The sequence below is a fragment of the Methylobacterium sp. D54C genome (assembly GCF_053345595.1).
On record NZ_JBKFAK010000110.1, the window covers coordinates 1 to 499 of the forward strand.

Below are 499 nucleotides of genomic sequence, written 5' to 3' on the forward strand. Positions count from 1 at the left end.
GACCCGAGCCATCGTTGCCCTGGCCTCCGAGTACGGGCGCTATGGCTACCGTCGTGTCACCGCGCTGCTGCAAGCAGACGGCTGGCAGGTGGGCAAGGACCGGGTTCAGCGCATCTGGCGCCGCGAGGGGCTGAAGGTCCCCAGCCGACATAAACCCTGCAGCCGCCTATGGCTGAACGACGGCTCATGTGTGCGGCTGCGCCCGCTCCACCGCAATCACGTCTGGAGCTTCGACTTCGTGCAGGCCCAGACCCACGACGGCCGCAGCTTGCGCATCCTGACGCTCCTCGACGAGCACAGCCGAGCCTGCTTGGCGTTGAAGGTGGCGCGCCGCATCAACAGCGTCGGCGTGATCGAGGCGCTGGCCGACGCGATGTGTCTGCACGGCATCCCGGAGCACATCCGCTGCGATAATGGCCCTGAGATGATCTCGAAGGCGTTGCGCAAGTGGGTCGCCAAGACTGGCTCGCAGATCCAGTACATCGCGCCAGGATCCCCG

The 499-nt window shown here is 66.3% G+C and carries 1 protein-coding gene; it reads left to right on the forward strand.

The window, feature by feature from the left end:
- Positions 1-499, forward strand: a 499-nt coding sequence (locus ACLBYB_RS32745; protein ID WP_447701371.1) for a DDE-type integrase/transposase/recombinase, incomplete at both ends; no start/stop codon positions are given.